The 25,708-nt window shown below is 64.7% G+C and carries 22 protein-coding genes; 15 read left to right on the plus strand and 7 right to left on the minus strand.

Annotated features, from left to right (window positions below):
* Positions 1–287 precede the first annotated feature (287 nt).
* Positions 288–1,667 carry a DegQ family serine endoprotease gene (locus tag ACPRTJ_RS16100; protein WP_370409179.1) on the plus strand — a complete coding sequence of 460 codons (1,380 nt, stop codon included), beginning with the start codon at positions 288–290 and terminating at the stop codon, positions 1,665–1,667.
* Between the two features lie 71 nt (positions 1,668–1,738).
* Here the strand turns inward: ACPRTJ_RS16100 and ACPRTJ_RS16105 are convergent, their stop codons facing one another.
* Positions 1,739–3,022, minus strand: coding sequence for a hypothetical protein (locus tag ACPRTJ_RS16105; RefSeq protein WP_426427115.1), 1,284 nt, complete (start codon positions 3,020–3,022; stop codon positions 1,739–1,741).
* Between the two features lie 178 nt (positions 3,023–3,200).
* Here ACPRTJ_RS16105 and lepA point away from each other — a divergent pair, with 178 nt between their 5' ends.
* The 7 genes from lepA (at position 3,201) to pdxJ (ending at position 9,207) form a co-directional block, all read left to right on the plus strand.
* On the plus strand, positions 3,201–5,000 hold the full coding sequence (gene lepA, locus ACPRTJ_RS16110; RefSeq protein ID WP_043862028.1) for a translation elongation factor 4: 1,800 nt from the start codon (positions 3,201–3,203) through the stop codon (positions 4,998–5,000).
* A 5-nt stretch (positions 5,001–5,005) separates the two neighbouring features.
* On the plus strand, positions 5,006–5,860 hold the full coding sequence (gene lepB, locus ACPRTJ_RS16115; protein ID WP_043862027.1) for a signal peptidase I: 855 nt from the start codon (positions 5,006–5,008) through the stop codon (positions 5,858–5,860).
* A gap of 96 nt (positions 5,861–5,956) precedes the next feature.
* Positions 5,957–6,097 carry a hypothetical protein gene (locus ACPRTJ_RS16120; RefSeq protein WP_156326207.1) on the plus strand — a complete coding sequence of 47 codons (141 nt, stop codon included), beginning with the start codon at positions 5,957–5,959 and terminating at the stop codon, positions 6,095–6,097.
* Positions 6,094–6,783 (plus strand): ribonuclease III, encoded by a 690-nt coding sequence (gene rnc / locus ACPRTJ_RS16125; protein WP_043862025.1) that lies wholly within the window; start codon positions 6,094–6,096, stop codon positions 6,781–6,783. Before ACPRTJ_RS16120 ends, rnc begins: the two co-directional genes overlap by 4 nt.
* Positions 6,776–7,678: a GTPase Era gene (gene era, locus ACPRTJ_RS16130; protein ID WP_043862024.1), complete on the plus strand. Its 903-nt coding sequence runs from the start codon at positions 6,776–6,778 to the stop codon at positions 7,676–7,678. The genes rnc and era overlap by 8 nt, the downstream gene beginning before the upstream one ends.
* 57 nt (positions 7,679–7,735) lie before the next feature.
* Entirely contained in the window at positions 7,736–8,419 is a 684-nt protein-coding gene (recO, locus tag ACPRTJ_RS16135) for a DNA repair protein RecO (RefSeq protein ID WP_043862023.1), read from the plus strand.
* A 44-nt stretch (positions 8,420–8,463) separates the two neighbouring features.
* The gene (pdxJ, locus tag ACPRTJ_RS16140; RefSeq protein WP_100633585.1) at positions 8,464–9,207 is read left to right on the plus strand and encodes a pyridoxine 5'-phosphate synthase; all 744 of its coding nucleotides are present in this window, start codon (positions 8,464–8,466) and stop codon (positions 9,205–9,207) included.
* An 82-nt stretch (positions 9,208–9,289) separates the two neighbouring features.
* Here the strand turns inward: pdxJ and ACPRTJ_RS16145 are convergent, their stop codons facing one another.
* Together ACPRTJ_RS16145 and ACPRTJ_RS16150 are read right to left on the minus strand one after the other, a co-directional pair.
* Positions 9,290–10,669 (minus strand): heavy metal sensor histidine kinase, encoded by a 1,380-nt coding sequence (locus ACPRTJ_RS16145; RefSeq protein ID WP_116052184.1) that lies wholly within the window; start codon positions 10,667–10,669, stop codon positions 9,290–9,292.
* Positions 10,666–11,340: a heavy metal response regulator transcription factor gene (locus tag ACPRTJ_RS16150; RefSeq protein WP_043862020.1), complete on the minus strand. Its 675-nt coding sequence runs from the start codon at positions 11,338–11,340 to the stop codon at positions 10,666–10,668. Before ACPRTJ_RS16150 ends, ACPRTJ_RS16145 begins: the two co-directional genes overlap by 4 nt.
* 191 nt (positions 11,341–11,531) lie before the next feature.
* Between ACPRTJ_RS16150 and ACPRTJ_RS16155 the strand changes: the two genes are divergently transcribed.
* The 4 genes from ACPRTJ_RS16155 (at position 11,532) to ACPRTJ_RS16170 (ending at position 17,467) form a co-directional block, all read left to right on the plus strand.
* On the plus strand, positions 11,532–12,782 hold the full coding sequence (locus tag ACPRTJ_RS16155) for a TolC family protein (protein ID WP_353227528.1): 1,251 nt from the start codon (positions 11,532–11,534) through the stop codon (positions 12,780–12,782).
* A gap of 27 nt (positions 12,783–12,809) precedes the next feature.
* On the plus strand, positions 12,810–14,030 hold the full coding sequence (locus ACPRTJ_RS16160) for an efflux RND transporter periplasmic adaptor subunit (protein ID WP_426427116.1): 1,221 nt from the start codon (positions 12,810–12,812) through the stop codon (positions 14,028–14,030).
* Between the two features lie 19 nt (positions 14,031–14,049).
* On the plus strand, positions 14,050–17,202 hold the full coding sequence (locus ACPRTJ_RS16165; RefSeq protein WP_058540950.1) for a CusA/CzcA family heavy metal efflux RND transporter: 3,153 nt from the start codon (positions 14,050–14,052) through the stop codon (positions 17,200–17,202).
* A 70-nt stretch (positions 17,203–17,272) separates the two neighbouring features.
* A complete protein-coding gene (locus ACPRTJ_RS16170; RefSeq protein ID WP_058540951.1) occupies positions 17,273–17,467 on the plus strand; it encodes a co-regulatory protein PtrA N-terminal domain-containing protein in 195 nt (64 codons plus the stop codon).
* Between the two features lie 70 nt (positions 17,468–17,537).
* Here ACPRTJ_RS16170 and cmoB read toward each other — a convergent pair whose 3' ends face one another.
* Positions 17,538–18,494 (minus strand): tRNA 5-methoxyuridine(34)/uridine 5-oxyacetic acid(34) synthase CmoB, encoded by a 957-nt coding sequence (gene cmoB / locus ACPRTJ_RS16175; RefSeq protein ID WP_229589968.1) that lies wholly within the window; start codon positions 18,492–18,494, stop codon positions 17,538–17,540.
* A complete protein-coding gene (gene cmoA, locus ACPRTJ_RS16180; protein WP_173925038.1) occupies positions 18,491–19,270 on the minus strand; it encodes a carboxy-S-adenosyl-L-methionine synthase CmoA in 780 nt (259 codons plus the stop codon). Before cmoA ends, cmoB begins: the two co-directional genes overlap by 4 nt.
* 162 nt (positions 19,271–19,432) lie before the next feature.
* Between cmoA and ACPRTJ_RS16185 the strand changes: the two genes are divergently transcribed.
* The 3 genes from ACPRTJ_RS16185 to ACPRTJ_RS16195 all read left to right on the plus strand — a co-directional run bounded on the left by ACPRTJ_RS16185 (position 19,433) and on the right by ACPRTJ_RS16195 (position 22,617).
* Positions 19,433–20,608: an alpha-xenorhabdolysin family binary toxin subunit A gene (locus ACPRTJ_RS16185; RefSeq protein ID WP_054914767.1), complete on the plus strand. Its 1,176-nt coding sequence runs from the start codon at positions 19,433–19,435 to the stop codon at positions 20,606–20,608.
* 10 nt (positions 20,609–20,618) lie between these two features.
* Positions 20,619–21,623, plus strand: a complete 1,005-nt coding sequence (locus tag ACPRTJ_RS16190) for an alpha-xenorhabdolysin family binary toxin subunit B (RefSeq protein WP_058540954.1) — start codon at positions 20,619–20,621, stop codon at positions 21,621–21,623.
* A 79-nt stretch (positions 21,624–21,702) separates the two neighbouring features.
* On the plus strand, positions 21,703–22,617 hold the full coding sequence (locus ACPRTJ_RS16195) for a hypothetical protein (protein ID WP_426427117.1): 915 nt from the start codon (positions 21,703–21,705) through the stop codon (positions 22,615–22,617).
* 18 nt (positions 22,618–22,635) lie between these two features.
* Here the strand turns inward: ACPRTJ_RS16195 and ACPRTJ_RS16200 are convergent, their stop codons facing one another.
* Together ACPRTJ_RS16200 and lon are read right to left on the minus strand one after the other, a co-directional pair.
* A complete protein-coding gene (locus ACPRTJ_RS16200; protein ID WP_043862010.1) occupies positions 22,636–23,034 on the minus strand; it encodes a protease inhibitor I42 family protein in 399 nt (132 codons plus the stop codon).
* A gap of 135 nt (positions 23,035–23,169) precedes the next feature.
* The gene (gene lon, locus ACPRTJ_RS16205; protein ID WP_426427118.1) at positions 23,170–25,590 is read right to left on the minus strand and encodes an endopeptidase La; all 2,421 of its coding nucleotides are present in this window, start codon (positions 25,588–25,590) and stop codon (positions 23,170–23,172) included.
* Positions 25,591–25,708 lie beyond the last annotated feature (118 nt).

A 25,708-nucleotide genomic window follows, 5' to 3' on the forward strand; every position in this document is an offset into this window, starting at 1 on the left:
ATGCGTTGATGATCGATGGGCCGCCAAGGCGTTGACATGATTCGTAAGCCTTCGAATTTGCAAAATTCTCCAGATTTATCTATAGGTCAGTTCTTTCGGGGGCTGGCCTTTACTGCTGTTGCAGCATCAACAATGCCGATCCACCGAGCCTGGTCGCAGCCTTTCGAGGATGTTGCCGGGCTTTGTGCGTTGGCTGGTCCCTACTGCTTAACCACGCTCGTTGTGACGGGAGCCGTATGTCAATACCTCGCTTGAAATCCTATCTGTCGCTGTTCGCCGCCGTGCTCATGCTCGGGCAGGTGCTCAACGCCCAGGCCGAAGCCCTGCCTGATTTCACCACCCTGGTCGAGCAGGCCTCGCCGGCGGTGGTCAACATCAGTACCAAGCAGAAGCTGCCTGATCGCAAGTATGCTGCGGGTCAGATGCCAGACCTCGAAGGCCTGCCGCCGATGTTCCGCGAGTTCTTCGAGCGCAACATGCCGCAAGCCCCGCGCTCACCCCGTGGCGATCGTCAGCGCGAGGCCCAGTCGCTGGGGTCGGGCTTCATCATTTCGGCCGACGGCTACATCCTCACCAACAACCACGTGGTGGCCGATGCCGATGAAATCATCGTGCGCCTGTCCGACCGCAGCGAGCTGCAGGCCAAGCTGGTCGGCACCGACCCGCGTACCGACGTGGCATTGCTGAAGGTCGATGGCAAGAACCTGCCCACGGTCAAGCTGGGTGACTCCGAGAAACTCAAGGTGGGCGAGTGGGTACTGGCCATCGGTTCGCCGTTCGGCTTCGATCACTCGGTGACCAAGGGTATCGTCAGCGCCAAGGGCCGCACCCTGCCCAACGACACCTACGTGCCGTTCATCCAGACCGACGTTGCGATCAACCCGGGTAACTCCGGTGGCCCGCTGTTCAACATGAATGGCGAAGTGGTCGGCATCAACTCGCAGATCTTCACCCGCTCGGGTGGCTTCATGGGCCTGTCGTTCGCTATCCCGATCGATGTTGCACTGGATGTTTCCAACCAGCTGAAAAAGGACGGCAAGGTCAGCCGTGGCTGGCTGGGCGTGGTGATCCAGGAGGTCAACAAGGACCTGGCCGAATCCTTCGGCCTGGACAAACCGGCCGGCGCGCTGGTGGCCCAGGTGCTGGAAGATGGTCCGGCAGCCAAGGGCGGCCTGCAGGTGGGCGACGTGATCCTGAGCATGAACGGTCAGCCGATCGTCATGTCGGCTGACCTGCCGCACCTGGTCGGTGGCCTGAAAGATGGCGCCAAGGCCAAGCTGGAGATCATCCGCAACGGCAAGCGCCAGAACCTGGACGTGACCATCGGTGCACTGCCCGATGAAGATCAGGACGTGACCACCGGTGCCAATGGCGGCGTCGAGCGCAGCAGCAACCGCCTGGGCGTATCGGTAGCCGACCTGACCGCAGAGCAGAAAAAGACTCTGGAGCTCAAGGGCGGCGTGGTCATCAAGGAAGTGCAGGATGGTCCGGCCGCGATGATCGGCCTGCGTCCCGGTGACGTCATCAGCCACTTGAACAACCAGGCCATCCTTTCGGCGAAGAACTTCACCGAAATCGCCAAGGAACTGCCGAAGAACCGTTCGGTGTCGATGCGCGTGCTGCGTCAGGGCCGTGCCAGTTTCATCACCTTCAAGCTGGCCGAGTAAGGCCTGACCGAGAAGGTCGCGGTAAGAAAAAGCCCGACGCCGATGCGTCGGGCTTTTTCATGGGCGCGCAGTCAATTGCGAAAGCGTGCCAGAAGACCGGAGAAACCCCATGCGTGCTGGCTGTTCAAGCCAAGCAGTGTGGCGGTGGGCGTCATTGCGACGGCGATCATCTTTCTGTCCTTGGGGTAGTCCTGGAAGGCGATACCTTGGTTGCCAAAGGCAGTATCCAGTCGGCCATGGGCTGTATAGCGGGCACGGTAGATGCGCTGACCGCCCAGGCCAAACACCACCAGCTTGCCGTCCTGGTGCAGCGCTGCGGCTTCCCATTCGTCTTCGGTGTGCGTGTTGAAGGTCAGCACCGTCGGGTTGCCGTGGTTATAGGTCGCGTCCCTCACACCTTCGGCATCGAATTGCCAGGTCATGGCGTTGGTGTCTTCGGGGCGCTCGCCGGGCAGGTTCCCCGCGACGATCAGGTGGCCATCGGGGCGTTGAATCAGCGTGTTGAAGCGGATGTTGGCGTTTCGACGCGGAGCAAGCCAGTGGAGCCAGCGCGGCAACCAGCGCAGCCAGCGCGACAGCGGGGATTCATACAGCTTGAAACCGTATCGGTCGCCAAAGGACGGGTCGGGTGTGCCGTCGTTTCTGAAGCGTGCGATGAAGCCCCGGGTCTCAGGCCCGTTGCGCAAGGTCCCGGCAACGAGAAATGTACTTTCCTGCGCAATGACATTGGCGATCTGCACCGTCCCGCAGGGGTGCGTGATCTCGATGAACTGACCGCCCGGGAAACCCGCATTGCCGGCAAGATCCAGCCGATAGACGCAAGCATGGGTAGCGAGCCAGTCCGACTCCAGCGTAACACTGGCGAGCAGGTGTCCGGCCTGCAGCTGGAGTGAGGTGGAATGCAGCTTCAGATGAAGGCTGCTGTCCTGATCCAGGGCAAGGTAACCGTGGGGGGAGGCATAGCTGGTGTCCAGCGCGCCCTGCGCGTCGAAACGTGCCACCACCAGCCTGTAGGGCTTGCCGGCGCTGTTCACCCATCCCAGCATCCATATCTTCGCGTTGGCTTCGACGACGATGGCTTCCGCGCCCGATTCGGCCACCGGGTCGAATGTCCCGAACACTATCCCGTCGTCGCCGAACGTCGGGTCCAGGTCACCTTTTTCATCGAAGCGAAGCAAGGTATAGCGGGACTGCTCGTGGTCCCCGGTCAGGCCACACACGGTGATTGTGTCATCGTGTATTGCCACATCAGTGATGAAACGATCGGTGTCCGCAATTTGCGGTAGGGAGCGCTCGCCGTTGTCACCAAAGCTCGTATCGGGGCTTCCGGGGACTGCTGGTTGAACATGTGCCATGGCCATTTCTCCGTCTGGTGCCCTATATTCGGGTCTGCGCGAGCGGCCATCTACTGACAGAAATATCAGGCACCATGAAACTGGAGGGGCGGGCGTGGCGGCTGGCCCCTGCATAAGGTACAATTCCCGGCTATTTTTCGGCGGGCGTTCGCCCCGCAGCCTTTTTGAGTGTTGACCCGTGAGTGATTTGAGTCATATCCGCAATTTCTCCATCATCGCCCACATTGACCATGGCAAGTCGACCCTGGCCGACCGTTTCATCCAGATGTGCGGTGGCCTCACCGCGCGCGAGATGGAAGCGCAGGTACTTGACTCCATGGACCTCGAGCGCGAGCGCGGGATCACCATCAAAGCCCATAGCGTTACCCTGTATTACAAGGCGAACGACGGCATCACCTACCAGCTGAACTTCATCGACACCCCCGGCCACGTCGACTTCACCTATGAAGTCAGCCGTTCGCTGGCCGCCTGCGAAGGCGCGCTGCTGGTGGTCGATGCCGGCCAGGGCGTGGAGGCCCAGTCGGTCGCCAACTGCTACACCGCCATCGAGCAGGGCCTGGAGGTCATGCCGGTACTGAACAAGATGGACCTGCCCCAGGCCGATCCGGACCGCGTCAAGGACGAGATCGAGAAGATCATCGGCATCGACGCCACCGACGCCGTGGCCTGCAGTGCCAAGAGCGGCATGGGCGTGGACGAGGTGCTCGAGCGCCTGGTGCAGACCATTCCGGCCCCTACCGGCGACATCGATGCACCGCTGCAGGCGCTGATCATCGACTCCTGGTTCGACAACTACCTGGGCGTCGTGTCCCTGGTGCGCGTGCGCCATGGCCGGGTCAAGAAGGGCGACAAGATTCTGGTCAAGTCCACCGGCAAGGTGCACCTGGTCGACAGCGTGGGCGTGTTCAACCCCAAGCACACCGCCACCGCCGACCTCAAGGCCGGCGAAGTGGGCTTCATCATCGCCAGCATCAAGGACATTCACGGTGCACCGGTCGGTGACACCCTGACCCTCAGCTCCACGCCCGACGTGGAAGTGCTGCCAGGCTTCAAACGTATCCAGCCCCAGGTATATGCCGGCCTGTTCCCGGTCAGTTCCGAAGATTTCGAAGATTTTCGTGACGCGCTGCAAAAGCTGACCCTGAACGACTCGTCGCTGCAGTACCTGCCTGAGAGCTCCGACGCACTGGGCTTCGGCTTCCGTTGCGGCTTCCTCGGCATGCTGCACATGGAGATCATCCAGGAGCGCCTGGAGCGCGAGTACGACCTGGACCTGATCACCACCGCGCCGAGCGTGATCTTCGAGGTCAAGCTCAAGACCGGTGAAACCATCTACGTCGACAACCCGTCCAAGCTGCCGGACGTGTCGTCGGTGGAAGACTTCCGCGAGCCGATCGTGGCCGCCACCATCCTCGTGCCGCAGGAGCACCTGGGCAACGTCATCACCCTGTGCATCGAGAAGCGTGGCGTACAGCGCGACATGCAGTTCCTCGGTTCCCAGGTGCAGGTGCGCTACGACCTGCCGATGAACGAAGTGGTACTGGACTTCTTCGACCGCCTCAAATCCACCAGCCGCGGCTATGCTTCGCTGGACTACCATTTCGACCGGTATCAGTCGGCCAACCTGGTCAAGCTCGATGTACTGATCAACGGCGACAAGGTCGATGCCCTGGCATTGATCGTGCACCGTGACAATGCGCACTACAAAGGCCGCGCGTTGACCGAGAAGATGAAGGAACTGATCCCGCGGCAGATGTTCGATGTGGCAATCCAGGCCGCCATTGGCGGGCAGATTGTGGCGCGTACCACTGTCAAGGCGCTCAGAAAGAACGTACTGGCCAAATGCTACGGTGGCGACGTTAGCCGTAAGCGCAAGCTGTTGGAAAAGCAGAAAGCCGGTAAGAAACGCATGAAACAGGTGGGCAACGTGGAAATTCCACAGGAAGCCTTCCTCGCCGTGCTCAGGTTGGATAGCTAGGTCCTATGTCACTAAATTTCCCGCTGTTGCTAGTCATCGCCGTTGCCGTGTGTGGACTGCTGGCCCTGATCGATCTGCTGTTCCTGGCCCCGCGCCGGCGCACGGCGATCAACACCTATCAGGGCAGCGTCAGCCAGCCCGAGATGGCGGTGGTCGAGCAGTTGAACAAGGAGCCGTTGCTGGTCGAGTACGGCAAATCGTTCTTCCCGGTGCTGTTCATCGTGCTGGTGCTGCGCTCGTTTCTGGTCGAGCCGTTCCAGATCCCTTCGGGGTCGATGAAGCCGACCCTGGAAGTGGGCGACTTCATCCTGGTGAACAAGTTCTCCTACGGCATCCGCCTGCCGGTGATCGACAAGAAGGTCATCGAGGTCGGTGATCCGCAGCGCGGCGATGTGATGGTATTCCGCTACCCGAGCGACCCGAACGTCAACTACATCAAGCGTGTGGTCGGCCTGCCGGGCGACCAGGTGCGCTACACCAGCGACAAGCGTCTGTTCGTCAACGGCCAGCCGATTGCCGAGCAACTGGTCGGCAGCGAGCCGGGCACCCTGGGCAGCGCCGAGCTGTACAAGGAGAAGCTGGGCGAGGCCGAGCACCTGATCCGCAAGGAGATGAGCCGCTATCGCATGCCGCCGGACCAGCAGTGGGTGGTGCCTGCCGGGCACTACTTCATGATGGGCGACAACCGCGACAACTCCAACGACAGTCGCTACTGGGATGACCCCAACATTCCCAAGGAACTGCTGGGCATGGTTCCCGACAAGAACATCGTCGGCAAGGCCTTCGCCATCTGGATGAGCTGGCCAGAGCCCAAGCTCAGCCACTTCCCGAGCCTTTCGCGGGTTGGCCTGATCAAGTAACACCCTAACGGCGCTGTCCTTCGACAGCGCCGAATGCTTTTCTGGCATAGGCTGTACAAGGGCGTCCACAAGACGCGCCCCGGCCGGACGTCAGGCATGAACAAAACCGTCTTTCAGGATTTGCATTTGAACAACGCGTTAACCCCGTCGGCTTCGAGCCGGACAGAACTGTGTGAGCCCGGCGCCCTGGCGCCGCTGCTGAAAATCGACCACGAACAGCGCGTGGGTACACTGTGAGCGTTTCCTTGAGCCGCCTCGAGCGCCAGCTCGGCTACACCTTCAAGAACCAGGAGCTGATGCTGCTGGCCCTCACGCATCGCAGCTTTGCCGGCCGCAACAACGAACGGCTGGAGTTCCTTGGTGATGCGATCCTCAACTTCGTCGCCGGCGAGGCCCTGTTCGAGCGCTTCCCCCAGGCCCGCGAAGGCCAGCTGTCGCGCCTGCGCGCCCGCCTGGTCAAGGGTGAAACCCTGGCCGTGCTGGCCCGCGGTTTCGACCTGGGCGAGTACCTGCGTCTGGGCTCGGGCGAGCTGAAAAGCGGCGGGTTCCGGCGCGAGTCGATCCTGGCCGATGCCCTCGAGGCGCTGATCGGTGCGATCTACCTGGACTCGGACATGCACACCGCACGCGATCGCGTGCTGGCATGGCTGGCCGGTGAGTTCGAGAGCCTGACCCTGGTCGACACCAACAAGGACCCGAAAACCCGCCTGCAGGAGTTTCTGCAGTCGCGGGCCTGCGAACTGCCCCGCTACGAAGTGGTGGATATCCAGGGTGAACCCCATTGCCGGACGTTTTTCGTCGAATGCGAAGTGACCCTGTTGACTGAAAAAAGCCGAGGGCAGGGCGTGAGCCGGCGTATCGCCGAGCAGGTCGCGGCCGCCGCAGCACTGATCGCCCTGGGCGTGGAGAATGGCAATGACTGAACAGAACACTACCCGTTGCGGCTACGTCGCCATCGTCGGCCGCCCCAACGTGGGCAAGTCGACGCTGCTCAACCACATCCTCGGGCAGAAGCTCGCGATCACCTCGCGCAAGCCGCAGACCACCCGCCACAACATGCTCGGTATCAAGACCGAAGGTGATGTGCAGGCGGTGTACGTCGATACCCCCGGCATGCACAAGGGCAACGAGAAGGCGCTCAACCGCTACATGAACCGTACCGCCTCGGCGGCGTTGAAAGACGTCGACGTGGTGATCTTCGTGGTCGATCGCACCAAGTGGACCGACGAGGACCAACTGGTGCTCGAGCGCGTGCAATACGTGCAGGGCCCGGTGATCCTGGCCATCAACAAGACCGACCGCATCGAGGACAAGGCCGAGCTGATGCCGCACCTGCAATGGCTGCAGGAGCAACTGCCCAACGCCGAGATCGTGCCGGTCTCGGCGCAGCACGGGCACAACCTCGATGCCCTCGAAGCGCTGATTGCCAAGCACCTGCCGGAAAACGAGCACTTCTTCCCCGAAGACCAGATCACCGACCGCAGCAGCCGCTTCCTGGCTGCCGAACTGGTACGCGAGAAGATCATGCGCCAGCTCGGCGCCGAGCTGCCGTACCAGATCACCGTCGAGATCGAGGAATTCAAGCAGCAGGGCAACGTGCTGCATATCCATGCACTGATCCTGGTCGAGCGTGACGGCCAGAAGAAGATCATCATTGGCGACAAGGGCGAGCGCATCAAGCGCATCGGCACCGAGGCGCGCAAGGACATGGAGCTGCTGTTCGACGCCAAGGTCATGCTGAACCTGTGGGTCAAGGTCAAGGGTGGCTGGTCCGACGACGAGCGCGCCCTGCGTTCGCTGGGCTACGGCGACCTCTGATTGCCCTGGCCCGACACCGGCCGGTGTCGGGCCCACCTCTTCGTGAAGCGCTGAATCATGGACATGCCAGACGGCCAACCGGCCTTCGTGCTGCACAGCCGGGCGTACCGTGAAACCAGTGCGCTGGTCGACTTCCTTACCCCCCAGGGGCGCCTGCGCGCCGTGCTGCGTCGTGCGCGCGGCAAGGCCGGCAGCCTGGCGCGTCCGTTCGTGCCGCTGGAGGTGCAGTTCCATGGGCGCGGCGAGCTCAAGAATGTCGGTCGCATGGACAGCGCAGGCGTGGCGGTCTGGCTCAACGGCGACGCGCTGTTCAGCGGGCTGTACCTCAATGAGCTGCTGATTCGCCTGCTTCAGGCCGAAGACCCGCACCCGGTGATGTTCGAGCAATACGCTGCCACCTTGCAGGCACTGGGCGCGGGGCGCCCGCTGGAGCCGTTGCTGCGTGCCTTCGAATGGCGCCTGCTGGACGAGCTGGGCTATGGCTTTGCGCTTGAGCACGACATCAATGGCGATCCGCTGGTGGCCGATGGCCTGTACCGCCTGCAGGTGGACGCGGGCCTGGAGCGGGTGTACCTGGTGCAGCCAGGCTTGTTCAGTGGCGCGCACCTGCTGGCCATGGCCGAGGCCGAGTGGTCGATGCCGGGCGCGCTGGGCGCGGCCAAGCGCCTGATGCGCCAGGCGCTGGCGGTGCACCTGGGCGGGCGCCCGCTGGTCAGCCGGGAACTGTTTCGCAAGCCTTGATCACGACGTATGCTGTGAGGCTCAATTTTCAGGAGAGTCTCTTCGTGACCACCAGCAACCGCATCCTCCTTGGCGTGAACATCGACCACGTGGCGACCCTGCGCCAGGCCCGTGGCACGCGATATCCGGACCCGGTCAAGGCCGCGCTGGACGCCGAAGAGGCGGGTGCCGACGGCATCACCGTGCACTTGCGCGAAGACCGCCGGCATATCCAGGACCGTGACGTGCTGGTACTGAGCGAGGTGCTGCAGACGCGCATGAACTTCGAGATGGGCGTCACCGAAGAGATGATGCAGTTTGCCGAGCGCATTCGCCCGGCGCACATCTGCCTGGTGCCCGAGACACGCCAGGAACTGACCACCGAAGGTGGCCTGGACGTGGCGGGGCAGGAGGCGCGGATCAAGGCGGCGGTGGAGCGCCTGTCGCGCCTGGGGTCGGAAGTGTCGCTGTTCATCGATGCCGACGAGCGCCAGATCGAGGCCTCGCGCCGCGTCGGCGCGCCGGCGATCGAACTGCACACCGGGCGTTACGCCGATGCGCAGACCCCGGCCGAGGTGGCCGAAGAGCTCCAGCGCGTGGCCGATGGCGTGGCCTTCGGCCTGGCCCAGGGGCTGATCGTGAATGCCGGGCATGGCCTGCACTACCACAACGTCGAGCCGGTGGCGGCGATCAAGGGAATCAACGAACTGAACATCGGCCATGCACTGGTGGCCCATGCGTTGTTCGTGGGCTTCAAGGGTGCGGTCAGCGAGATGAAACAGCTGATTCTGGCAGCCAGCAGCCGCTGAATGGGTCGTGACCTTCGCCGGCAAGGCCGGCTCCTACAGGCACCGCGATTCCTGTAGGAGCCGGCCTTGCCGGCGAAGCCGCCTAGCCAAATATCAGACTGAAGCGCGTAGGCCCCTGCGCCGCGCTGCTCACCTCCACCTGCCCACCATGCACCTGCATGATCGACTGCACGATGGCCAGCCCCAGCCCCGTGCCGCCCTCCACCCGCGAGCGCCCGCAGCCCACCCGGTAGAACCGCTCGAACAGGTGCGGCCAGTGCACCGCCTCGATCCCCGGCCCCTCGTTGCGCACCCAGCATTGCACGCCCCGTACGCTCTGCTCGATGCCGATTTCCACCAGGCGGCCCTCGGGGCTGTGGCGAATTGCATTGCTCAACAGGTTCGACAGCGCCCGCTGCAGCATCAGCCGGTCGCCCTGCACCGTGCCCCAGCCGCTGACCTTCAGGGTGATCGCCTTGCATTCGGCGCTCAGCGCGAACAGCTCCACCACCCGTTGCGCCTCGTCGGCCAGCGCCACTGGCTTCAACGCCAGTTGCTGACGCGGCGCGTCCACCTGGGCCAGGAACAGCATGTCGGTGATGATCCGGTTCAGGCGCGTCAGCTCCTCGATGCTGTCCTCCAGCGCCACCCGGTAATCCTGCGCCGAGCGCACCCGTGACAAGGTCACCTGGGCCCTGCCCATCAGGTTGCTGATCGGCGTGCGCAGTTCGTGCGCCAGGTCATCGGAAAACTGCGACAGACGCTGCACGCCGCCATCCAGCCGGTCGAGCATCACGTTGATGCCGCGCGCCAGGGCACTCAGTTCCTGGGGCAGCTTGTCCTCGGGCAGGCGGTGGCTCAGCTCCTGCGCCGACACCTGGGCGGCAATCCGCCGAAACCTGCGCAGCGGCAGCAGACCACGCTGCACCAGCTTCCAGGCGGCAATGCCGATAAGCAGCAACAGCAGTGGCAACGCCAGCAACGTCGAACGCAGGTAGGCCTGCAGCAGGCCGAGGTCGTCGGCCCGGTTCAGCGTCAGCAGTACCCGCACCGGGGTGCCGTCACGCAGGGTCATCAGGCGCGCGGCGGTCATCAGGCGGGCCTCGGCGCTGTCCTGCCATTCGCTGTAGCCCAGCGCCGTCCCGGCCGCGATACGCCGCAGCGGTTCGGCCTCCACTGCAGGCCCCAGGCTCAACAGGGCCGGGTGGCGTCCGGTCTGGGCGATGATGTTCAGGCTCAGGTCGTCGTGGCCCATCACCAGGTCGAGCAGGGGGTGGGCGCGCGAGCCCAGGTCGCTGGCCTTCAGGTCCACTCCCAGGCTGTGCTCGATCTGCTCCATCTTGCGTGCCAGCACCTTGCGGGCGCGGTTGTCCAGTTCGTGGTCCAGCGCCAGTACCGCCAGGCTCGCCAGCAGCAGCACCAGCGCCGCGCCCATCAGGCTGACGCTCAGGCCCAGGCGCAACGACAGTCGTGCCGGTTTCATTCGCGCGCTTCCAGCACATAGCCCACGCCGCGCAGGGTGTGGATCAGCTTGTCTTCGAAGGGGTCGTCGATCTTGGCCCGCAGGCGCCGGATCGACACCTCCACCACGTTGGTGTCGCAATCGAAGTTCATGTCCCACACCAGCGAGATGATCTGCGTGCGCGACAGCACCTCGCCGCTCTGGCGCATCAGCAGGTGCAGCAGGGCGAACTCCTTGGCCGTCAGGTCGATACGCTGGTTGCGCCGGTAGGCGCGGTGGCGGCTGGGGTCCAGCTCAAGGTCGGCGACCCTGAGCGTGGCCGGCGCCAGGTTCTGCTCGCTGCGCCGCAACAGGCTGCGAATGCGTGCCAGCAGTTCGGGAAACTCGAACGGCTTGAGCAGGTAATCGTCGGCGCCCAGGTCCAGGCCCTTGACCCGATCCGAGAGCCGGCCGTGGGCGGTCAGCATCATGATACGGGTCGAGGACTCCGCCCGCAGGCGTTGCAGCACGCTCCAGCCGTCGAGCTGCGGCAGGTTGACGTCGAGGATGACCAGGTCGTAGGCGTGCTGGCGGGCCAGGTGCAGGCCGTCAATGCCGGTGGCGGCGCAGTCGACGATGTAGCCGTTCTCGCTCAGGCCCTGCTGCAGGTACTCGGCGGTACGGACTTCGTCTTCGATGATCAATAGGCGCATGGGGTACTCGCGGCGTGCAAAACGGCAATTCTCAACCCTTGAGTCACTTCAGGGTCAAGGCGTGTCGCGCATGGTAAGCCAAGCCGGTCCTGAGCGGCGCTGGATAACAGATTTGTAATCCTGGGGTCATGTTGACGATAAAGCCCGCTCCCTAAAGTGCCCGCTTCGAAATGGGCGCGGGGGATTCACGCATGACGTGCAGGCACAGGCTTCATCCACAGCGCGTGGCGCGGCTGGCGGCGCTGGCCGGGGTGCTGCTGGGGCTTTCGACAGCGCTGCAGGCGAGCGTGCTGACGCTTGATGCCGCCTTGCGCACCGCGCAGGACAACAACCCCGAGCTTGCCGCGGCGCGCTGGGGCACCGAGATCGCCCTGGGCGAACGCAACCAGGCCGGCCTGCTGCCCAACCCGGAGTTGAGCTGGGAGCAGGAAGATACCCGCCGCGGCTCGCAGACCACCACCGTCAGCCTCAGCCAGCGCCTGGAACTGGGCGGCAAGCGCGGTGCGCGGGTGGAGGTGGCCCAGCGCGAGCAGGCCCTGGCGGCGCTGGAACTGGAACGCCAGGGCAATGCCTTGCGCGCCGAGGTGCTGGCTGCGTTTCATGCCGCCGTGCAGGCCCAGGAACGGCTGCAACTGGCCGAGCAGTCGCTGCGCCTGACTGAGCGTGGCCTGCAGGTGGTGCAGGGGCGGGTGCGGGCCGGCAGCGCTTCCCCCATCGAAACCACCCGCGCGCAGGTGCAGGTGTCCGAGATGCGCCTGGAACGAGGCCGTGCCCAGCAGGCCGTGGCCGTGGCCTATCAGCAACTGGCCAGCGTGACGGGGGCGCCGCAGGCGGGGTTCGAGCGGGTGGCAGGCATGCCGTCCGACGCCCTGACCCCAGCCGAGGGCGACACGCTGCTTGCCCGCCTCGAGCGCACGGCCGAGCTGCGCCTGGCCCGCCTGCAGATCGAGCAGCGCGAGGCTGACCTGGGGCTGGCTCGCAGCCAGCGCATCCCCGACCTCACCGTCAGCCTGGGCAGCCAGTACAGCGAGGCCGACCGCGAGCGCATCAATGTGGTCGGGGTGTCGATGCCGCTGCCCTTGTTCGATCGCAACCAGGGCAATGTGCTGGCGGCGGCGCGGCGTGCCGATCAGGCCCGCGACCTGCGCAACGGCGCCGAACTGCGGGTGCGCAGCGAAGTGGTGCAGGCGCTGGCGCAGTGGCAGGTGGCTGCGGGCGAGGTACAGGCCTTCGACCGCTCGATACTGCCGGCGGCGCAGCAGGCGGTGGACGCCGCCACGCGGGGTTTCGAGCGCGGCAAGTTCAGCTTTCTCGAGGTGCTCGACGCCCAGCGCACGCTGGTGGCGGCGCGCACCCAATACCTGGCGGCGCAGGCCCAGGGCAGCGATGCGCGAGTCCGCCTGGAACGACTTTTCGGCGACCTGGCCACCGCCAGCCGCTGACCCCCGACGATTTGCCGAGGAATGTGCATGAACAGCAAAACCATCACGCTGGTGGCCGTCACCCTGACCCTGGGCGTTGGCCTGGGGGTTGTGCTGGGTCACCAGATGAATGCGCCGCAGGCCTCCCACGCGGCGCATGCCGAGGCGGGCCATGGCGATGAGGAAAAGGGCCATGGCGACGACGCCCATGGCGAGGAAGGCCATGGCGAAGAACAGCAGGAGGGCCACCTGACCCTGAGCGACGAGCAGATCCAGGTGGCCGGTATCGAGCTGGCCACCGTGGCCCCGCGCACCTTGAGCCGCAGCCTCGGCCTGCCGGGCGAGATCCGCTTCGACGAGGACCGTACCGCGCACCTGGTGCCGCGTGCGGCCGGGGTGGTGGAATCGGTGGCCGTGGTGCTCGGCCAGCAGGTCAAGGCCGGGCAACTGCTGGCGGTGATCGCCAGCCCGCAGATCTCCGAGCAGCGCAGCGAGCTGGCGGCCAGCCAGCGGCGACTGGAACTGGCGCGCGGCACCTTCGCCCGCGAGAAAGACCTGTGGCAGGAGGGCATCTCTGCCGAACAGGACTACCTGCAGGCGCGCCAGGCCCTGCAGGAAGCCGAGATCGCCGCCACCAATGCCCGGCAGAAGATCAGCGCGCTGAGTGGCAGCGTGGTGCTGGCCGGCGGCAGCCGCTATGAGCTGCGTGCACCGTTTGACGGGCAGGTGGTGGAAAAGCACCTGGTGCCGGGCGAAGTGGTCAGCGAGAGCAGTGCGGCCTTCACCTTGTCCGACCTGTCGCGGGTGTGGGCAACCTTTGGCGTGGCCCCGCGTGACCTGGCCAGGCTGCGCGTCGGCATGCCGGTGACGGTGCTGGCCAGTGAACTGGGCGAGCAGGCCAGCGGCACGGTCAGCCATGTGGGCAGCCTGCTCGGCGAGCAGACCCGCACCGCCACCGTGCGGGTCACCCTGGACAACCCTCGCGGCGCCTGGCGCCCCGGCCTGTTCGTGGCGGTGCGGGTGCCTACCGAACGCCTGGACGAGGCGCTGGCGGTACCGGAGGCCGCGCTGCAGACCCTCGAAGAGCAGCCCACCGTGTTCGTGCGCAGTGCAGAGGGCTTCACCGCCCAGGTGGTGACCCCGGGTGTGGTGGCCGACGGCTTCGTGCAGATCAAGGCGGGCCTTCAGGCCGGCCAGCAGGTGGCGGCACAGGGCAGCTTCATCCTCAAGTCGGAGCTGGGCAAAGCCAGCGCCGAGCATTCCCACTGAGCCCCCACGAGTACTCCTCATGTTCGAACGGATCATTCAATTTGCCATCGAGCAGCGCCTGATCGTGATGCTCGCGGTGCTGCTGATGGCCGGGCTGGGGCTGGCCAGCTACCAGAAGCTGCCGATCGATGCGGTGCCCGACATCACCAACGTGCAGGTGCAGATCAACACCTCGGCGGCGGGCTTTTCACCGCTGGAAACCGAACAGCGCATCACTTTCGCCATCGAGACCGCCATGGCCGGCCTGCCGGGCCTGGAGCAGACCCGTTCGCTGTCGCGCTCGGGGCTGTCGCAGGTGACGGTGATCTTCGACGAGGGCACCGACCTGTTCTTCGCCCGGCAACTTGTCAACGAGCGCCTGCAACAGGCGCGCGGGCAGTTGCCCGACGGCGTCGAGGCGGCCATGGGGCCGATCTCCACCGGCCTGGGCGAGATCTTCCTGTGGACCGTGGAAGCCGCGCCGGATGCGCGCAAGGCCGACGGCAGCGAGTACACGCCCACCGACCTGCGCGAGATCCAGGACTGGATCATCAAGCCGCAGTTGCGCAACGTGCGCGGCGTGGCCGAGATCAACAGCATCGGCGGCTACGCCAAGGAGTACCAGATTGCCCCCGACCTCAGGCGCCTGGCCGCCTACAAGCTGACCCTGGGCGACCTGCTGACGGCCCTGGAGCGCAACAACGCCAACGTCGGTGCCGGCTACATCGAGCGCCGTGGCGAGCAACTGCTGATTCGCGCGCCGGGGCAACTGGCAGGTATCGACGACATTGCCAACATCGTGCTGGCCACTGTCGACGGCACCTCGATTCGCGTGCGCGATGTCGCCCAGGTGGGCATCGGCCGCGAACTGCGCAGCGGCGCGGCTACCGAAAATGGCCGTGAGGTGGTGCTGGGCACCGTGTTCATGCTGGTCGGCGAGAACAGCCGCACCGTGTCGCGGGCAGTGGCCGACAAGCTGGCGCAGATCAACCGCACGCTGCCGGCAGGTGTCAGCGCGGTCACGGTGTACGACCGCACCGACCTGGTCGACAAGGCCATCGCCACGGTGAAGAAGAACCTGGTGGAAGGTGCGATCCTGGTGATCGCGGTGCTGTTCCTGTTTCTGGGCAACATCCGCGCCGCGCTGATCACCGCCATGGTGATTCCGCTGTCGATGCTGTTCACCTTCACCGGCATGTTCGGCAACAAGGTCAGTGCCAACCTGATGAGCCTGGGTGCGCTGGACTTCGGCATCATCGTCGATGGCGCGGTGGTGATCGTGGAGAACGCGATCCGCCGCCTGGCCCACGCCCAGCAGCACCATGGCCGCCTGCTGACCCGCTCCGAGCGCCTGCACGAAGTGTTCAATGCCGCCCGCGAGGCGCGCCGCCCGCTGATCTTCGGCCAGTTGATCATCATGGTGGTGTACCTGCCGATCTTTGCCCTGAGCGGGGTGGAGGGCAAGATGTTCCACCCCATGGCCTTCACCGTGGTGATCGCCCTGCTGGGAGCGATGCTGCTCTCGGTGACCTTCGTGCCGGCGGCCATCGCGCTGTTCGTCACCGGCAAGGTCAAGGAAGAGGAAAACCTGCTGATGCGCAGCGCCAAGGCCGGCTATGCGCCGCTATTGCGCTGGGTGATGGGGCACCGTGGGCTGGCGTTTACCCTGGCCGGGGCGTCGGTGCTGCTGTGCGCGGTGCTGGCCGGGCGCATGGGCAGCGAGTTCGTGCCCAGCCTCAGCGAAGGCGATTTCGCCCTGCAGGCGCTGCGGGTGCCGGGCACCAGCCTGAGCCAGTCGGTGCAATTGCAGCAGCGCCTGGAGGAGAGTGTGGTCAGCCAGGTGCCGGAGGTGCAGCGCGTATTTGCGCGCACCGGCACCGCCGAGATCGCCGCCGACCCGATGCCGCCGAACATCTCCGACAGTTACGTGATGCTCAAGCCGCAGGCGCAGTGGCCCGACCCCGGCAAGTCGCGCGAGCAACTGATCGCCGATATCCAGCGCGCGGCGGCGCGGGTGCCGGGTAGCAACTACGAGCTGTCGCAGCCGATTCAACTGCGCTTCAACGAACTGATTTCCGGGGTGCGCAGCGATGTGGCGGTCAAGGTCTTCGGCGACGACATGACGGTGCTCAACCGCACGGCAGCACAGATTGCCGCAACCTTGCAGGCGGTGCCGGGGGCATCGGAGGTCAAGGTCGAGCAGACCTCGGGCCTGCCGGTGCTGACCATCGAGGTCGACCGCGACAAGGCTGCACGCTACGGGCTCAACGTCGGCGATGTGCAGGACACCATCGCCGTGGCCGTGGGCGGCCGCCAGGCCGGCACGCTGTACGAGGGCGACCGGCGTTTCGACATGGTGGTGCGCCTCTCGGACGACGTGCGTACCGATATCGAAGGCTTGTCGCAGCTGCTGATTCCGGTACCGGCCAGTGCGGGCAGCGACGGCGGTATCGGCTTCATCAGCCTGGCCGAGGTGGCCAGCCTGGCGCTGGTGCAGGGGCCCAACCAGGTGAGCCGCGAAGACGGCAAGCGCCTGGTGGTGGTCAGCGCCAACGTGCGTGGCCGCGACATCGGTTCGTTCGTGGCCGAGGCCGGCGAGCGCATCGATACGCAGGTGGAGGTGCCGCCTGGCTACTGGACGCGTTGGGGCGGTCAGTTCGAGCAGCTGCAATCGGCGGCCAAGCGCCTGCAGGTGGTGGTGCCGGTGGCATTGCTGCTGGTGTTCGGGTTGCTGTTCATGATGTTCAACAGCGTCAGGGACGGCCTGCTGGTGTTCACCGGCATCCCGTTCGCGCTGACCGGCGGGGTGGTGGCGCTGTGGCTGCGCGACATTCCATTGTCGATTTCGGCGGGGGTGGGCTTCATCGCCCTGTCGGGGGTGGCGGTGCTCAACGGGCTGGTGATGATCGCCTTCATCCGCAGCTTGCGCGAGCAGGGCCGGCCGCTGCGCGTGGCCATCGACGAAGGTGCGCTGACGCGTCTGCGGCCGGTGCTGATGACCGCGTTGGTGGCGTCGCTGGGGTTCATTCCGATGGCACTGGCCACTGGCACCGGTGCCGAGGTGCAGCGCCCGCTGGCCACCGTGGTGATCGGCGGCATCCTCTCGTCCACCGCGTTGACTCTGCTGGTGCTGCCGGCGCTGTACCACTGGGCGCACCGCAAGGAGGAGGAGCACAATCTTGCAGCACTGTAATGTGCGGCTCACCTTGGCGTTAGCTTGGGCTGCTTATGATCGGTTCGAATCCAATCATGAGGGAAGGTCGATGAACCTGAGCAAGTACGCACTGATCGCCGCGTTGCTGCTGGGCAGCAGCGCGGCAATGGCCGAAGGCGGCGCCGAGCGCACCAAGGCGTTCTGGGCCGAGTTTCGCAAGAGCCAGGAGCGGGTGCATGGGGAGGGCAGGAAGGAGGTAGCGCAGAAGAAGGAGCAGGTGCAGCAGCAGGTGGTGAAGGACTGACGCACGCCGTGTTCGCAAGGGCCTCTGCGCCGGCAAGGCCGGCTCCTGCAGGCGAAGGGGCCCCTTCTGATTACTTGCGCGCCACCAGCACCGCCCGCCTGGGTGCCGGCAGGCCTTCGACGGTTCGGGTCGGGTCGGTAGGGTCGAGGAAGTCGCTCAGCGACTGGTAGCGCATCCAGTCGGTGCTGCGTTGTTCCTCGACGCTGGTCACGCTCACATCCACGCAGCGCACATCGCTGAAGCCGGCGCGACGCAACCAGCGCTCCAGTGCCGGCACCGAGGGCAGGAACCATACATTGCGCATCTGCGCATAGCGGTCTTCAGGCACCAGCACCTGATGCTCGTCACCCTCGACCACCAGGGTTTCCAACACCAGTTCGCCCCCCTTGACCAGGCAGTCCTTGAGCGCCAGCAAATGCTCGATCGGCGAGCGGCGGTGGTAGAACACCCCCATCGAGAACACCGTGTCGAAACCTTCCAGGTTGGCCGGCAGGTCTTCCAGGGCGAACGGCAAGTGCCAGGCGGGAAGGTCCGGCAGGTAACGCTGCACGGCCTGGAACTGGCAGAAGAACAACCAGTTGGGGTCCACGCCGATCACGCTGTCGGCGCCGGCGCCGAGCATGCGCCATTGGTAGTAGCCGTTGCCACAGCCCACATCCAGCACGCGTTTGCCGCGCAGGTCCAGGTGCGGCGCGACCCGTGACCACTTCCAGTCCGAACGCCATTCGGTGTCCACGTGCACGCCGAACAGGTCGAACGGGCCCTTGCGCCAGGGCGACAGGCCCATCAGCGCGGTGCGCACCTGTACGCGGGTGGCGTCGTCGCAGTCGCTGTCCAGGCGCAGGCCGTGCAGCAGGTCGACCTGGCTGGGCTCCAGGGCCGGCAGCGCATCCAGCGCGCTTTGCCAGCGCTCCAAATCGCCATGGCCCTTTTCCAGCTTGGCATCGAGTTGCGCCTGCAGGCCTTGAGCCCAGTGCGCCAATGGGGTGCCCGCCATGCGGCGGACCAGGGGAGTCAGATCGATCATGGCAGGGCAATCAGCGAGGCGAAGTTCAGGCACTGGAACCACGGCACCACCTGCGAGAAACCGGCTGCCAGCAGGCGCTGACGGTGTTCCTCGAGGCTGTCGGGTTTCATCACGTTTTCGATGGCACTGCGCTTCTGGGCAATTTCCAGTTCGCTGTAGCCGTTGGCGCGTTTGAAGGCCACGTGCAGATCGGTGAGCAGGGCCTGCTGCTGCGGGTCGGCAAAGCGCAGCTTCTCCGACAGGATCAGTGCGCCGCCAGGCACCAGGCACTGGCGAATGCGGCCAAGCAGGGCCAGGCGTGCCTGCGGCTCGATGAACTGCAGGGTGAAGTTCAGCGCCACCACCGACGCCGGCTGCAGGTCCAGCGCGGTGATGTCGGCCTCGATCACCTGCACCGGCAGCAACTCCTGGTGCATCGCGTCCTGGTGGCTGAGGTATTCGCGGCAGCGCTCGACCATGGCCGGGGAGTTGTCTACCGCCAGCACCTTGCAGCCCTCGCTGCGTACATGTCGGCGCATCGCCTGGGTCACCGCACCGAGCGAGCTGCCCAGGTCGTACAGCAGGGTATCGGGCTGGGCGAACTGGGCAGCCAGCACGCCGATGTTCTCGACGATCGTCGGGTAGCCGGGCACCGAGCGCTTGATCATGTCGGGGAAAACTCGCACGACATCTTCGTTGAAGGTGAAATCGGGGACCTGCGCCAGCGGGGTGGCGAACAGGCGATCGGGCTCTTTGCTCACGGGCAATCCAGGCGTTCGGCGGTAAAGGGCCGGCATTTTAGCCAATGTTGCAACAGGATGCATGGCCGACTGACCGGCGCGGCTGGCCGCTGCATTCCAATGCCGGCTTCGAGGAAAGCCTGCCGGCTATTTGTCTTGCAGGCGGGTCCTTAGAGTGAAGTGGCTTGACCCTATTGGCTCACTCACAAGGAATGTGAAATGAAACTCGAACCTGGCGCGCGCTCGTACGATACCGGTGAACTGGAAAAGGAAGCGGCCCTGCTGCCCAGAAACCTGATCGAAGGCATGAACCAGCGTGATGGCGAAAACGAGGGAGGGCTGACGCTTTCCCGCGAACATATCGTCACGCTCAATCAGTATGTGAAGTATGTCACCGGCCTGCCGACCGAAACCGCGTCGCTGGTGCCCTGGCTTGGCTACACCGACATCAAGGAGCCGGTACTGTCGGTCAGTGCCATGCGCACGACCTTTCTCAACCTGCACAAGCATGCCCGCGCCTGGGGCACGCTGTCCGACGAGTGCAAGAAGCTGTCCGCCGAGCTGGGGGTGTGTGCCCGTGGCATCAACACCACCGGCGAGGGGGTGATGCAGGAATGCGAGAAGACCAAGGCCCTTGGCGGGCGGCGTGATACGTGGGAGTCCGTGCAGTTCGCAGCGCCGGTTGCGTTGAGCTTCGGCGACCGGGAGATCGTCTCGTCGCTGGTGGACTACATGGAGGTGCTCAAGGATGAAGTCGAGCATTTTCACGCGCGCGTAAGCAGTGTGCGCAGCCACACCGAAACCTTTCGCGACACCGCGCGTTTCGAGCTGATGAACGAGGTCGCCCTCAAGACCGACGCCATCGAGCGTCACCAGGCCAGCGGTGCCACCCAGGCCCTGCGCGATGAGCTGGCGGCGCTGGACAAGGAAATCGACAACCTCAACAAGCAGTACGACGAGTACGTCAAGGCGGCCCTGTCCGGGCTGGCGGCCGGCCCGCTGGGGGCGGTCATCTCAGGCTCGATCTACGGCTCCAAGGCCGAAAAGGTGCGCAAGACCCGCAACCGGGTGCAGAAGGAACGCAAGGCTGTCGGGGCGCGCCTGACGGCGGCGGTCAACCTGGAGGGACGCCTGCAGGTACTCACGACCCATATGGATGAACTGGCCACCCGCCTGCAGGAGGTGGTGACCGCTTCCTCGCACCTGCAGACGGCCTGGCAGACCATCGGCACCTACATCGAAGCGTCCATCGAAAAGCTCGAAAAGATGAACGACAGCCGGCAGCTGGGCATTTTCATCATCCATTTCAGAAACTTTCTCTCGCAGTGGGCGTTTATCGAAGCCTGCTCCATCACCATGAGCCGGGTCTTCGACGACACGCTGTGGGCCCAATAAGGAGCTACCCATGAGCAACATTCTTCAATTTCCGCTGGGCTGGGATGATCCGCAGTTCGACAGGGTCCTGCGTGCCGGTGCCGCCTACCTGAAGGCCGCCCAGGACAGCCGCTATGCCTTCCTGCCCCTGTTGCACGAGCGTGTGGAGCGCAATGCACGCTGTCTTGACGACAACCTCCAGCAACTGATGCGCCATGCCGATCGCATCATCGTCGCGATCAAGAGCAATGACCTGGGCGGCCTCGAAAAGGACATCGACCCGAACGATGATCCCGAGGACATTGCGCAGTATCTGGAGGTGGCACAGGACGCCATCGGCGAGATTGCCGTCAAGCTCAACGATCAGTTGGGGCAGTTGCGCACGGCCACGGCTCAGATCACGGCCATCCCGGTCTATGACTCCAGTGCCGACAAGGCTCGCTATCAGGGCGAGCTCGACAGGCTGGCGGCCAATAGCAAGGCCTGCGAAGACGAACTGGCCGTGCGGCGCGAGGCCCTGGCCAGTCTTGACGAGGCGATCAAGGTACTTGAGGCGGCCAAGGTGGAATCCACCTTCGGCGGCCTGTTGCCGACCACCGAGCAGCTCAAGGCGGCGGCGGATGTCATCGCCACGGGCGGACTGTCGGTCGAGGCAGTGCAAGGCGCGCTGAAGAAAATTGGCGAAATCATCGGTGCGGCAATGGAAGGCATGCGCTATGCAACGATGCTCGAGCAGCGCCGAGGGATGCAGAAGCAGCACGATGAACTGCAACTGCAACTGACCGCGATGGCACGGGACAAGACGCGCCTCCAGGCCCAGTGCCAGCACCTTGAGGCTTATGCCGAGCTGGTCACGTCACGCGAGCAATGGCTGGCCGGCATCAGGCGCATCGCCGTGCAACTGAAGCCGGTTTGGGATCGGCTCATCGCCTGCAGCATCGACGATGTGCAGGCGTTGAGAGCGGTCAGCGAGCTGGTCGAGGCGTTGAAAGCCTACAAGAAAAAGATCAAGGCCGAGTATGTTGCCGGCCTTTGAGTGAAGGGCGCAAGGCGCTGCAGGCTGTGCTGGCCAGCAGCGCCTTGCGGCTTCTGGATTGCTCTGGTGATGACCCACAATGAACAACATTATTCAAAGACTGAGGCATCCACTGCCTCAGGATGAGCTGGATACCCAGATAGCCCTGATTCCGCTGCAATTGGTGCAGGATCTGGAGGAGGAGGGGCGAATCGACCTGACGTTCAACCGCGAACACGTTGCCGTGCTGGATGCCTACATGGACCATGTGATGGCGATACCGACCCGGCGGGAGGCCTTTCTGCAGTGGTTGGGATACTACCGTCACCCGGACCCCGAGCTCGACTTCTACCCGATGCAGGTGTTGTTCCATCGCATCAACCTCCACGCCGACTCATGGGGGCGGTTGAAGCAGAAAAGCATTCAGTTGCCCATCGCGCTGATCAACTGCGCCAGCTCCATCAGCCTGTCAGGCGAGCGTGCGCTGCTGGCCTGTGAACGTACCAAGGCGTTGGGCGGGCGCAGGGAGGCTTGGCAAGGCGTGCAGTTCGAGGTGCCCGTGCAACTGGATGCACCAGACCGAACCCTTGTGCTGGAGATGGCACGGTGGGTGGCCAACCTCAAGAACTCGGCGGGCGTCTTCCAGTTCCAGGTCGGCGAAGTACGCAAGGAGACCGATAGGTTTCGTGATGACGCCCGGTTCGAATTGAGGCCGGCACTGGGGCGCAAGATCGAGCGCCTGGTGGCATCCGGCACAAAGGAAGGGAACCTGGGGCTACTGGCGCAGCGCATGCGAAATCTGGTGGTACGCCTGGAAGACGTCACCACTGCTGCGTCGCACCTGCAGACCGCCTGGCAGTTCATCGAGACCTATCTGGACGCCTCGATCGGCAAGTTGCACAGCATGCAGGACAGTCAGCAACTGGCCAGATTCGTCATTCACTTCAAGAATTTCCTGGCGCAGTGGTCATTCATCGAAGAGTGCGCCAGGCGTCTTCAGAAACGCCTCGAGTAAATGCTCCGCGGCGCAGCCTCAGCGTACCTGGATGTCGCAGTCGAAGCTCATCGCCGGCTTGACCTCCGGTGCCCAGGGTTGCTGATACACCAGCAGCAGATGGCCGCTGCCGCTGGCGCTGGCCTTGAAGCGCCACAGCGATCGGCCGGCACTGCCCACCAGGCCGGTGTCTTCGGGGTTGCTGTAGACCTCGGGGCCCAGCGCCGCAAGTACGCCGTTGGCCGGATTCTGCAGCAGCCAGCGATAACCGGTACTGGGGTTGCTGGGCAACGCCAGGGTGATGGCCTGGCCGACATCGAGCGTGACCGGGCACTGGCTCTGTTTTTCCACCAGCAGCGGCTGTGGAGGTGTGGGCTGGCTGGCACAGCTGGCCAGGAGTATCAGGCTCGAACTCAGTAACACACGGGATGCGGTCATCATGACTCCTGGCTCGCGGAGGGTCCGGGCAGCCGATAATAGGGAAAGTGTGCTGCCTTGGGAAGATTCTCACGCTTCGCTGCCGGGTGCCCGCGCGGGCTGCCTGCAGCCCGCGCTGTTTCTGTTACCGCTGTTTCAGAACAGCACCTTGGCCACGTCGCTGAAGCGCCTGGCAAAATGCACCTGCAGGCCGGCCTTCAGGTAGCCGGGCAGTTCTTCGAAGTCGCCGCGGTTGGCCTCCGGCAGGATCAGCTCGTGGATCTTCTGCCGGCGCGCCGCAATCACCTTCTCGCGTACCCCGCCAATCGGCAATACCTGCCCGGTCAGGGTCAGCTCTCCGGTCATGGCCACGCCTTTCTTCGGTGCCTGGTCGCGTGCCAGGGACAGCAGGGCGCTGGCCATGGTCACCCCGGCACTCGGGCCGTCCTTGGGCGTGGCCCCTTCGGGCACGTGCAGGTGAATGAACGACTCATTGAAGTAGCCCACCTCACCACCGTACTGCTTGAGGTTGGCGCTGACGTAGCTGTAGGCGATCTCGGCGGATTCCTTCATCACCTCGCCCAGCTGGCCGGTGAGCTTGAAGCCACGGTTGAGGGTGTGGATGCGGGTCGCCTCGATCGGCAGCGTGGCGCCGCCCATGCTGGTCCAGGCCAGGCCGGTGATCACGCCCTTGCCCGACAGCACCTGCTCGCTGCGAAACACCGGCATGCCGAGTGAAGCTTCGAGGTCCTTGGGGCCGATCTTTATCACTGCATCGGGTGTGTCGATCAACTGCACCACGGCCTTGCGCACCAGCTTGCCCAGTTGCTTCTCCAGCTGGCGCACCCCGGCTTCACGGGCATAGCCTTCGATAACCGTGCGCAATGCGCTGTCGCTGATACCCAGGCTGGCCTTGGCCACGCCGGCCTTGGCCAGTTGCTTGGGCCACAGGTGACGCTTGGCGATGGCGACCTTTTCCTCGGTGATGTAACCGGACAGGCGGATCACCTCCATGCGGTCGAGCAGCGGCCCGGGGATGGCATCGAGGGTGTTGGCGGTGCACACGAACAGCACCTTGGACAGGTCCAGGCGCAGGTCCAGGTAATGGTCGAGGAAGTCGACGTTCTGTTCCGGGTCCAGGGTTTCGAGCAGGGCCGAGGCCGGGTCGCCCTGGTAGCTCTGGCCCATCTTGTCGATCTCGTCGAGCATGATCACCGGGTTCATCACCTCGACGTCCTTGAGCGCCTGCACCAGCTTGCCCGGCTGGGCACCGATGTAGGTGCGCCGGTGGCCCTTGATCTCGGCCTCATCGCGCATGCCGCCGACGCTGAAGCGGTAGAACGGCCGCCCCAGGGACTCGGCGATGGACTTGCCGATGCTGGTCTTGCCCACGCCCGGCGGGCCCACCAGCAGCACGATCGAACCGCTGATCTCGCCCTTGTAGGCGCCCACGGCAAGGAACTCGATGATGCGATCCTTGATGTCATCCAGGCCGGCGTGGTGCTGGTCGAGCACCTTGCGTGCATGCCTGAGGTCGAGCTTGTCCTTGCCGTACACGCCCCAGGGCAGGGCGCTGGCCCATTCCAGGTAGTTGCGGGTGACGGCGTACTCGGGCGAGCCGGTCTCCAGGATCGACAGCTTGCCCATTTCTTCGTCGATGCGCTTTTGCGCCGCAGCGGGCAGGGTCTTGCCTGCCAGGCGTTGCTGGAACTGCTCCAGGTCGGCGCTGCGGTCGTCCTTGGTCAGGCCCAGCTCCTGCTGGATGACCTTGAGCTGTTCCTTGAGGAAGAACTCGCGCTGGTGCTCGCCGATCTGGCGGTTCACCTCGGCAGAGATCTCGTTCTGCAGGCGTGCCACCTCGACTTCCTTGCGCAGCATCGGCAGCACCTTTTCCATGCGCTTGAGCATGGGCACGCAGTCGAGTACTTCCTGCAGCTGGTTGCCGGTGGCGGAGGTCAGGGCGGCGGCAAAGTCGGTGAGCGGCGAAGGGTCGTTGGGGCTGAAGCGGTTGAGGTAGTTCTTCAGCTCTTCGCTGTACAGCGGATTGAGCGGCAGCAGCTCCTTGATCGCGTTGATCAGGGCCATGCCGTAGGCCTTGACCTCGTCGGTCGGCTGGCTGGGCTGGTGCGGGTATTCGACTTCCACCAGGTAGGGCGGGCGGTGGTGCTTGAGCCAGGTGCGGATCCGCACGCGGGTCAGGCCCTGGGCGACGAACTGCAGCTTGCCGTTCTCGCGGCTGGCGTGGTGCACCTTGACCAGGGTGCCGTACAGCGGCAGGGCCGAGGTATCGAAGTGGCGATGGTCTTCGGGCGGGGTGTCCATGAAGAACAGCGCCAGGTTGTGATGCGGGGTCTTGGCCACCAGGTCCAGGGTCTCGGCCCAGGGTTCTTCGTTGACGATCACCGGCAGTACCTGCGCGGGGAAGAACGGGCGGTTGTGGATCGGGATCACGTAGACCTTGTCCGGCAGTTGCTGGCCGGGGATGGCGAGGGTGCGACCGGTGTGGTCGGAGGCGTCGAGATGCTCGACTTCAGCGTCTTGGTCGGGATGTTCGGGGAGATCCTGCTGGTCGCTCATGGGGCACCTGCGTGAATGACTATGGTGCTTAGATGGGGCGGGAGGGGGGAGGTTTCAATGGGCGGACAGGTATGTGCAGTACCGGGCGGCCCCTTCAGCGACAAGGCCGGCGCCTGCC

Origin of the sequence: Pseudomonas palmensis, assembly GCF_049942755.1 — a bacterium.
In the GTDB taxonomy this organism is placed as follows: Bacteria; Pseudomonadota; Gammaproteobacteria; order Pseudomonadales; family Pseudomonadaceae; genus Aquipseudomonas; species Aquipseudomonas palmensis.

What these genes read in the sequence shown, in the direction of transcription:
- ACPRTJ_RS16155 (WP_353227528.1), top strand. Translation starts at nt 11,532, where the DNA reads ATGACGTGCAGGCACAGGCTTCATCCACAGCGCGTGGCGCGGCTGGCG.
- ACPRTJ_RS16170 (WP_058540951.1), top strand. Translation starts at nt 17,273, where the DNA reads ATGAACCTGAGCAAGTACGCACTGATCGCCGCGTTGCTGCTGGGCAGC.
- ACPRTJ_RS16160 (WP_426427116.1), top strand. Translation starts at nt 12,810, where the DNA reads ATGAACAGCAAAACCATCACGCTGGTGGCCGTCACCCTGACCCTGGGC.
- lepB (WP_043862027.1), top strand. Translation starts at nt 5,006, where the DNA reads ATGTCACTAAATTTCCCGCTGTTGCTAGTCATCGCCGTTGCCGTGTGT.
- recO (WP_043862023.1), top strand. Translation starts at nt 7,736, where the DNA reads ATGGACATGCCAGACGGCCAACCGGCCTTCGTGCTGCACAGCCGGGCG.
- ACPRTJ_RS16165 (WP_058540950.1), top strand. Translation starts at nt 14,050, where the DNA reads ATGTTCGAACGGATCATTCAATTTGCCATCGAGCAGCGCCTGATCGTG.
- ACPRTJ_RS16190 (WP_058540954.1), top strand. Translation starts at nt 20,619, where the DNA reads ATGAGCAACATTCTTCAATTTCCGCTGGGCTGGGATGATCCGCAGTTC.
- ACPRTJ_RS16200 (WP_043862010.1), bottom strand. Translation starts at nt 23,034, where the DNA reads ATGACCGCATCCCGTGTGTTACTGAGTTCGAGCCTGATACTCCTGGCC.
- ACPRTJ_RS16100 (WP_370409179.1), top strand. Translation starts at nt 288, where the DNA reads ATGCTCGGGCAGGTGCTCAACGCCCAGGCCGAAGCCCTGCCTGATTTC.
- ACPRTJ_RS16195 (WP_426427117.1), top strand. Translation starts at nt 21,703, where the DNA reads ATGAACAACATTATTCAAAGACTGAGGCATCCACTGCCTCAGGATGAG.
- cmoA (WP_173925038.1), bottom strand. Translation starts at nt 19,270, where the DNA reads ATGCCGGCCCTTTACCGCCGAACGCCTGGATTGCCCGTGAGCAAAGAG.
- era (WP_043862024.1), top strand. Translation starts at nt 6,776, where the DNA reads ATGACTGAACAGAACACTACCCGTTGCGGCTACGTCGCCATCGTCGGC.
- cmoB (WP_229589968.1), bottom strand. Translation starts at nt 18,494, where the DNA reads ATGATCGATCTGACTCCCCTGGTCCGCCGCATGGCGGGCACCCCATTG.
- ACPRTJ_RS16185 (WP_054914767.1), top strand. Translation starts at nt 19,433, where the DNA reads ATGAAACTCGAACCTGGCGCGCGCTCGTACGATACCGGTGAACTGGAA.
- ACPRTJ_RS16150 (WP_043862020.1), bottom strand. Translation starts at nt 11,340, where the DNA reads ATGCGCCTATTGATCATCGAAGACGAAGTCCGTACCGCCGAGTACCTG.
- ACPRTJ_RS16105 (WP_426427115.1), bottom strand. Translation starts at nt 3,022, where the DNA reads ATGGCACATGTTCAACCAGCAGTCCCCGGAAGCCCCGATACGAGCTTT.
- ACPRTJ_RS16145 (WP_116052184.1), bottom strand. Translation starts at nt 10,669, where the DNA reads ATGAAACCGGCACGACTGTCGTTGCGCCTGGGCCTGAGCGTCAGCCTG.
- ACPRTJ_RS16120 (WP_156326207.1), top strand. Translation starts at nt 5,957, where the DNA reads ATGAACAAAACCGTCTTTCAGGATTTGCATTTGAACAACGCGTTAACC.
- lon (WP_426427118.1), bottom strand. Translation starts at nt 25,590, where the DNA reads ATGAGCGACCAGCAGGATCTCCCCGAACATCCCGACCAAGACGCTGAA.